The organism is Streptomyces sp. NPDC003697, from assembly GCF_053587115.1.
In genome coordinates, this window is record NZ_JBSFNN010000146.1 from 1 (window position 1) to 7,846 (window position 7,846).

At 74.1% G+C, this 7,846-nt stretch carries 6 protein-coding genes; 3 read left to right on the forward strand and 3 right to left on the reverse strand.

Annotated elements, in window-relative coordinates; translation table 11 throughout:
- Window positions 1-304: 304 nt before the first annotated feature.
- Genes ACWDNY_RS30850 through ACWDNY_RS30860 form a run of 3 tightly spaced genes read right to left on the reverse strand, consistent with a single transcriptional unit; the run spans window position 305 to window position 3,440 of the window.
- Window positions 305-1,114 (reverse strand): sugar phosphate isomerase/epimerase family protein, encoded by an 810-nt coding sequence (locus ACWDNY_RS30850; protein WP_451649116.1) that lies wholly within the window; start codon window positions 1,112-1,114, stop codon window positions 305-307.
- Window positions 1,115-1,140: 26 nt separating this feature from the next.
- The gene (locus ACWDNY_RS30855; RefSeq protein ID WP_451649111.1) at window positions 1,141-2,292 is read right to left on the reverse strand and encodes a dihydrodipicolinate synthase family protein; all 1,152 of its coding nucleotides are present in this window, start codon (window positions 2,290-2,292) and stop codon (window positions 1,141-1,143) included.
- Window positions 2,289-3,440, reverse strand: a complete 1,152-nt coding sequence (locus ACWDNY_RS30860; RefSeq protein WP_451649112.1) for a Gfo/Idh/MocA family protein — start codon at window positions 3,438-3,440, stop codon at window positions 2,289-2,291. The genes ACWDNY_RS30855 and ACWDNY_RS30860 overlap by 4 nt, the downstream gene beginning before the upstream one ends.
- 237 nt (window positions 3,441-3,677) lie before the next feature.
- Between ACWDNY_RS30860 and ACWDNY_RS30865 the strand changes: the two genes are divergently transcribed.
- The 3 genes from ACWDNY_RS30865 to ACWDNY_RS30875 all read left to right on the forward strand — a co-directional run bounded on the left by ACWDNY_RS30865 (window position 3,678) and on the right by ACWDNY_RS30875 (window position 7,717).
- The gene (locus ACWDNY_RS30865; protein ID WP_451649113.1) at window positions 3,678-4,724 is read left to right on the forward strand and encodes a LacI family DNA-binding transcriptional regulator; all 1,047 of its coding nucleotides are present in this window, start codon (window positions 3,678-3,680) and stop codon (window positions 4,722-4,724) included.
- Between the two features lie 117 nt (window positions 4,725-4,841).
- Window positions 4,842-5,642 carry a sugar phosphate isomerase/epimerase family protein gene (locus ACWDNY_RS30870; protein ID WP_451649114.1) on the forward strand — a complete coding sequence of 267 codons (801 nt, stop codon included), beginning with the start codon at window positions 4,842-4,844 and terminating at the stop codon, window positions 5,640-5,642.
- A 251-nt stretch (window positions 5,643-5,893) separates the two neighbouring features.
- Complete coding sequence (locus ACWDNY_RS30875; protein ID WP_451649115.1) at window positions 5,894-7,717, forward strand: glycoside hydrolase family 3 protein; 1,824 nt, start codon at window positions 5,894-5,896, stop codon at window positions 7,715-7,717.
- Window positions 7,718-7,846: the final 129 nt, after the last annotated feature.

The window sequence follows — 7,846 nt, forward strand, 5'->3', positions numbered from 1 at the left end:
GGGTGGGCGCCTCGGACCGGCGCGAACGAGGTGGCTCGGCAGCGCACCCCGCGTGGACGCGCCGGCCGCTGCGGGCGGGCACCCCCCGGCACGCCCCCTCCCGTCCGTGCGCGGCTGCGGGGCGGTTTCCGCTTTCCGTGGGCAGTGCCTTCCGTGCGGGGGCGGCTGCGGGACGGTTTTTGCTTTCGGGGGGCAGTGCCTTCCGTGCGAGGGCGGCTGCGGGGCGGTTTTCGCTTTCGGGGGGGCAGTGCCTTCCGTGCGAGGGCGGCTGCGGGGCGGTTTTCGCTTTCGGGGGCGGTGGCGGTCAGGGGGTGGGGTGGGTCGTGTGTTTGAGGAAGCGGGACGCTGTTTCGGCCAGGACCTCGCGTCCGTCGCGTGCCCACAGGTCCTCGTTGAAGAGTTCGACCTCGATGGGTCCGGTGTAGCCGGCTGCTTCGACATGGCCCTTCCACTCGCGCATGTCGACCGCGCCGTCGCCGATCTGGCCGCGGCCGTTGAGGACTCCCTGTGGCAGGGGGGTGGTCCAGTCGGCGAGCTGGAAGGTGTGGATGCGGCCTCCGGCGCCCGCGCGGGTGATCTGCTCGGGGGCCGTGTCGTCCCACCAGATGTGGTACGTGTCGACGGTGACGCCGACCTGGTGGGCGGGGAAGCGTTCGGCGATGTCCAGGGCCTGGGCGAGGGTGGAGACCACGCAGCGGTCGGAGGCGAACATCGGGTGCAGGGGCTCGATCGCCAGGCGCACCCCGTGCCGCTCGGCGTAGGGGCCGAGTTCCGCCAGGGCGTCGGCGATCCGCTCGCGGGCTCCGCGCAGGTCCTTCGAGCCGGCCGGGAGGCCGCCCGACACCAGGACGAGGGTGTCGGTGCCAAGCACCGCGGCCTCGTCCACGGCCCGCCGGTTGTCCGCCAGCGCCCGGGCGCGCTCACCGGCGTCGATCGCCGTGAGGAAGCCGCCGCGGCACAGGGTGGTGACCGTCAGGCCCGCGTCGCGGACCAGTTTCGCGGTCGCCTCCAGGCCGTGGGACCGGACGGGTTCACGCCACAGTCCCAGGTTGCGGACGCCCAGCTCGGTGCAGGCGTCGGCCAGTTCGGGCAGGGACAGCTGCTTCACCGTCATCTGGTTGATGCTGAAACGTTCGATGCTCACCGGGCCACCCCGTACAGCGACAGCAGGTTCCTCATCCGCTCCTCCGCGAGCTTCGGGTCGGGGAACAGGCCGAGTCGGTCGGCGAGTTCGTAGGCACGGGTCAGGTGCGGCAGGGAGCGGGCCGACTGCAGGCCGCCGACCATGGTGAAGTGCGTCTGGTGGCCCGCGAGCCAGGCGAGCAGGACCACGCCGGTCTTGTAGTAGCGGGTGGGTGACTGGAAGAGGTGGCGGGACAGTTCGACCGTGGGGTCGAGCAGGGTGCGGAAGCCCTCGGGGTCGCCGGTGTCCAGGGCGCGCACCGCCTCGGCCGCGAGCGGGCCCAGCGGGTCGAAGACGCCGAGCAGCGCGTGGCTGAAGCCCTGCTCGTCCCCGGCGATCAGCTCGGGGTAGTGGAAGTCGTCGCCGGTGTAGCAGCGGACGCCCCGGGGCAGGCGGCGGCGCAGGTCGATCTCGCGCTGGGCGTCCAGCAGGGAGATCTTGACGCCGTCGACCCCGTCGGGGTGCGCGGCGACGACCTCCAGGAAGGTGGCCGTGGCCCGGTCGAGGTCGTCCGAGCCCCAGTAGCCGCGCAGCGCGGGGTCGAACATCGGGCCGAGCCAGTGCAGGATCACCGGCTCGGCGGCCTGCCTGAGCAGGTGGCCGTAGACCTCCAGGTAGTCCTCGGGGCCCCGGGCGGTCGCGGCGAGCGCGCGGGAGGCCATCAGGATCGCCTGGGCGCCCGACTCCTCCACGACGGCGAGCTGCTCCTCGTAGGCGGCGCGGATGTCCGCGAGGGACCCGCCGGTGATCTGGTCGGTGCCGACGCCGCAGGCGATGCGGCCGCCGACGGCCTTCGCCTCGGCCGCCGACCGGCGGATCAGCTCGGCGGCACCGGCCCAGTCCAGGCCCATGCCGCGCTGCGCGGTGTCCATGGCCTCGGCCACGCCCAGTCCGAGGGACCACAGATGACGGCGGAACGCGAGGGTGGCGTCCCAGTCGACGGCGGCGGGCGTGTCGGGGCCGGCGTCCGCGAACGGGTCGGCGACGACGTGGGCGGCGGAGAAGACCGCCCGGGAGGTGAGGGGGGTGCCCGGGGTGATGGCGAGGGGCTCCGTGCGCGGCTCGTACGGCCGCAGCCGGCCCGTACCGTCCGGCAGGTGGATGGTCACAGGGAGATCTCCGGCACGTCGAGCCGGTGGCCCTGCGCCGAGGACTTCAGGCCGAGTTCGGCGAGCTGGACGCCGCGGGCGCCGCCGAGCAGGTCCCAGTGGTACGGGGCACCGGCGTAGACGTGCCTGAGGAACAGCTCCCACTGGGCCTTGAAGCCGTTGTCGAACTCGGTGTTGTCGGGGACCTCCTGCCACTGGCCGCGGAAGGCCTCGGTGACGGGGATGTCCGGGTTCCACACGGGCTTGGGCGTGGCGGAGCGGTGCTGGACCCGGCAGTGGCGCAGGCCCGCGACGGCGGAGCCCTCGGTGCCGTCCACCTGGAACTCGACGAGTTCGTCGCGGTGGACGCGCACGGCCCAGGAGGAGTTGATCTGGGCGACCGCGCCGCCCTCCAGCTCGAAGATGCCGTAGGCGGCGTCGTCGGCGGTCGCGTCGTAGGGCTTGCCGTCCTCGTCCCAGCGCTGCGGGATGTGCGTGGCGGTGAGCGCCTGCACGGACGTCACACGGCCGAACAGCTCGTGCAGCACGTACTCCCAGTGCGGGAACATGTCGACGACGATGCCGCCGCCGTCCTCGGCGCGGTAGTTCCACGAGGGCCGCTGGGCCTCCTGCCAGTCACCCTCGAAGACCCAGTAGCCGAACTCGCCGCGCACGGACAGGACGCGGCCGAAGAAGCCGCCGTCGACGAGCCGCTTCAGCTTCCGCAGACCCGGCAGGAAGATCTTGTCCTGGACGACGCCGTGCCTGACGCCGGCCGCGGCGGCCAGCCGGGCCAGCTCCAGGGCGCCGTGGAGGCCGGTGGCGGTCGGCTTCTCGGTGTAGACGTGCTTGCCCGCCGCGACCGCCTTCCTGATCGCCTCCTCGCGGGCCGCGGTGACCTGGGCGTCGAAGTAGACTTCGACGGTGTCGTCGGCGAGTACGGCGTCCAGGTCGGTCGAGACGTCCGTCAGGCCGTGCCGCTGGGCGAGCGCCCGGAGCGCGTGCTCGCGCCGGCCGACCAGGACCGGTTCCGGCCACAGCACGGTGCCGTCGCCGAGGTCGAGTCCGCCCTGCTCGCGCAGGGCGAGGATCGAGCGGACGAGATGCTGTCGGTAGCCCATGCGTCCCGTCACGCCGTTCATGGCGATCCGCACCGTCCTGCGTGTCACGTCAGTCCCTCCGTACGCGGTCGCGCCGCACACCCGCAGCAAGCGCTTTCTATGCAGAGAAGCTAGCCTCTGGGCAGCGGCCCGACAAGACCGCGTCGGAGGGACGTGTTGTTCGAGGGGGCGAACAACGGAGGCGGACGGCCGTAAGGTCGGCTCGGCACCGTGACGGCGGGTCCGGCGCCACGGACCCGCCCGGGTGGACGACGGAGACGAGATGCGCGACCGGAGGACGACGAGATGACCGTGACCCTGGCGGACGTGGCGGCCCGCGCCCAGGTCTCGCCCGCGACGGTGTCGCGCGTGCTGAACGGCAACTACCCGGTGGCCGCCTCCACCCGCGAGCGGGTGCTGAAGGCGGTCGACGAGCTGGACTACGTGCTCAACGGGCCCGCGAGCGCGCTGGCCGCCGCGACGTCCGACCTGGTCGGCATCCTGGTCAACGACATCGCCGACCCCTTCTTCGGGATCATGGCGAGCGCGATCCAGTCCGAGATCGGCGGACCGGGCGGCCGGGCGGGCGGGGAACGGCTGGCCGTGGTCTGCAACACCGGCGGTTCGCCGGAGCGCGAGCTGACCTACCTGACGCTCCTCCAGCGGCAGCGGGCGGCCGCCGTGGTGCTCACCGGCGGGGCCGTGGAGGTCGCGCCGCACGCGGCGGCGGTGGCCGCGAAGCTGCGGAGGCTGGCGGACGCCGGGACGCGCGTGGTGCTGTGCGGGCGGCCGCCGGCGCCGGACACCGAGGCGATCGCGCTGGCCTTCGACAACCGCGGCGGCGCCCGGCAGCTGACGGAGCATCTGATCGGCCTGGGCCACCGGCGGCTCGGCTACATCGCCGGGCCCGAGGAGCGCACGACGACCCGGCACCGTCTCGAGGGCCACCGGGACGCGCTGGCCGCCGCCGGGCTCGAGGAGGACCCGCGGTGGACGGTGCACGGCCGGTACGACCGTGCCTCCGGGTACGAGGCGACGCTGGAACTGCTGCGTCGCGACCGGGAGCTGACCGCCGTCGTCGCCGCGAACGACTCCGTCGCGCTGGGCGCCTGCGCGGCGCTGCGGGACTCCGGGCTGCGGATCCCGCAGGACGTGTCGGTGGCGGGCTTCGACGACCTGCCCTTCAGCATCGACGCGGTGCCGTCGCTGACGACGGTCCGGCTGCCCCTGGCGGAGGCGGGAGCCCGGGCCGGCCGGATCGCCATGGGCCGCGAGGAACCCCCGCCCGGCGGGGTGGCGGCGGTGCGCGGCGAGTTGATGGTGCGGGGCTCGTCGGGGGCGCCGCGGGGCTGAGCGGCGGGGACGCCGGGTGTCCCGGCCGGGACGGCCGGTGGGCCGGCCGCTCCCCGCGCAACGCCCGGATGCGGCCGCCGTGCATAACCAGCACGGATGCCGAGTAGGTTCGTGAGTATGAAACTGGCGTTCTCCACTCTCGGCGTCCCCGGCCTGTCCGTGGCGGACGTGGCCCGGCTCGCGGCCGACCACGGCTACCACGGTGTCGAACTGCGCGCGCACCCGGAGGAACCGGTGCACACCGGCCTCGACCGCGCCCGACGGGCCGACGTGGCCGCCCGGTTCAAGGACTCCGGCGTAGAGATCCTGGGCCTGGCCGGATACGCGCGGGTCGCCGCGCCCGGCGACGACGCGGCCGTGCTGGCCGAGATCCGGGAACTCCTCGGCCTGGCGGCGGACCTCGGCGCTCCGTTCGTCCGCGTCCTCCCCGGCGGCACCCCCGGACAGAACCCCGAGGAGGCCGACGCCGTCGCCGCCCGGCGACTCGGGACCGCCGCCGAGTACGCGACCGACCTGGGCGTGCGCATCCTGCTGGAGACCCACGACTCGCACCGCACCGGCGCGGACGCCACCCGTGTCCTCGGGCTGGTCGGCCACCGGCAGGTCGGTGCCCTGTGGGACGTGATGCACACCTGGCTGGGCGGCGAGCAGCCGACGGACACCTGGGCGGCGCTGGGGCCCTTCCTCGGCTACGTCCAGGTCAAGGACGCCGCCTCCGCGGAGGACACCACTCCGCTGCCGCTGGGCGCCGGGGGCGTCCCGCTCGCCGAGTGCGTGGAGGTGCTGTCCCGTCACGGCTGGGACGGCTGGCTGTGCTGGGAGTACGAGAAGCGGTGGTACGAGGCGGCGGCGCCCCTGCCGGACCTCCTGCGCCCGGGCCGTGAACACCTGGCCCGGCTGCTGAACGAGTCGGCCTGAGGGCTTCCGGCGGCCGGGGCGGAGTCGGGCGCCCCGGCCGCCGCGCCCGGGTCCCGCGCCGGCGGGCCGGCGGCACGTCGTCCTCGGCGCGGCTCTTCGACGGCGGCCGGTGGCGCGTCCGAGCCGCCAACTCTCGTGAGGCCGCCCCGCCCGGCCTTGTGCGTTCCCTTGACTGGCAGAAACTTCCCGGATATTGGTGACTCCTCGGAAGTTTCCTTCAGCGGTACTCCAGCGGACCTCAAGGAGCGCACGTGCCCGACAGCAGCACGGGAAACACCGCACGACCCTCCAGACGCACCGTTCTGGCCGCGACGGCCGGCCTCACCGCCGCCGCGGCCGTCGGCGGCCCCGCATACGCCGCCCCGCACGACGACCGCCGGCTGCGTGCCGTCATCTCCCGGATGACACTGGAGGAGAAGGTCGGCCAGCTGTTCGTGATGCGGGTGTACGGCCACTCGGCCACCGCCCCCGACCAGGCCGACATCGACGCCAACCTCAAGGAGATCGGCGTCCGCACGGCCGCCGAACTCGTCGCCCGGTACCGCGTCGGCGGCATCATCTACTTCACCTGGGCCCACAACACCCGTGATCCGCACCAGATCGCGGACCTGTCCAACGGCATCCAGCGGGCCTCGCTCGAGCAGCCGCGCGGTCTGCCGGTCCTCGTCTCGACCGACCAGGAGCACGGCATCGTCTGCCGGGTCGGCAAGCCCGCCACGCTGTTCCCCGGTGCGATGGCGATCGGCGCCGGCGGTTCGCGGGCCGACGCCCGCACCCTCGGCCGCGTCTCCGGCGCCGAACTGCGCGCGATGGGCATCCGCCAGGACTACTCCCCCGTCGCCGACGTGAACGTGAACCCGGCCAACCCCGTCATCGGCGTGCGGTCCTTCGGCGCCGACCCGGACGCGGTGGCCGGGCTGGTGGCCGCGGAGGTGAAGGGGTACCAGGGCTCCGGGGTCGCGGCGACCGCCAAGCACTTCCCCGGGCACGGCGACACCGCCGTGGACAGCCACACCGGCTTCCCGGTCATCACGCACAGCCGCGAGGTGTGGGAGCGGCTGGACGCCGTTCCGTTCCGGGCCGCGATCCGGGCCGGCATCGACTCCATCATGACCGCGCACCTGCAGTTCCCGGCGCTCGACGACTCCGGCGACCCGGCCACCCTCTCCCACCCCATCCTGACCGGGATCCTGCGCGGCGAGCTGGGCTACGACGGGGTCGTGGTCACCGACTCCCTCGGCATGGAGGGCGTGCGCACCAAGTACGGCGACGACCGGGTGCCGGTGCTCGCCCTCAAGGCCGGTGTGGACCAGCTGCTCAACCCGCCGTCCCTGGACGTCGCCTGGAACGCGGTCCTGAACGCCGTCCGGACCGGCGAACTCACCGAGTCCCGGCTCGACGAATCGATCCTGCGCATCCTGCGGCTGAAGGCGGGACTGGGCCTGTTCGAGGCCCCGTACGTCGACGCGGCCGGCGTCGGCCGCACCGTCGGCACCGCCGCGCACCTGGCGGCGGCCGACCGCGTCGCCGACCGCACGACGACGCTGCTGGTCAACGAGAACGGTCTGCTGCCGCTGTCGCGGCGGACGCACCGCAGGCTCCTGGTGGTCGGCGCCGACCCCGCCTCCCCGTCGGGCACCACGGGGCCGCCCACGGGCGTCCTCGCCGCGGCCTTCGCCGAGCTGGGCTTCTCGGCCACGGCCCTGTCCACGGGCACCGGCCCGTCAGCGGCGACGATCGACAAGGCCGTCGCGGCGGCGCGGGACGCGGACGCGGTGGTCGTCGGGACGTACAACGTCACGGCGGGCAGCGCGCAGCAGACGCTGGTGCGACGGCTGCTGGAGACCGGCCGCCCGGTCGTCGCGATCGCCGTCCGCAATCCGTACGACGTCGCCCACCTGCCCTCCGTGCCGGCCTTCCTGGCCGCCTACTCCTGGACGGACGTCGAACTGCGCGCGGCCGCCCGCGTCGTCGCCGGCCGGGTGAGGCCGAGCGGGAGGCTGCCGGTGCCGGTGCAGCGGGCGGACGACCCGGATCAGGTGCTGTTCCCGATCGGGTACGGCCTGACGTACTAGCGCCGCGGCAGGCCCTGGGTCCTGTCCGACAATTCCCGTCTGCCGCGCGCCGCCGGGCGTCGTGGCGGCGGGCGCAGGGACGGGGGCAGGGCACGTACACGCGCGCGTGCCGGACGAGGCCGGCACGCG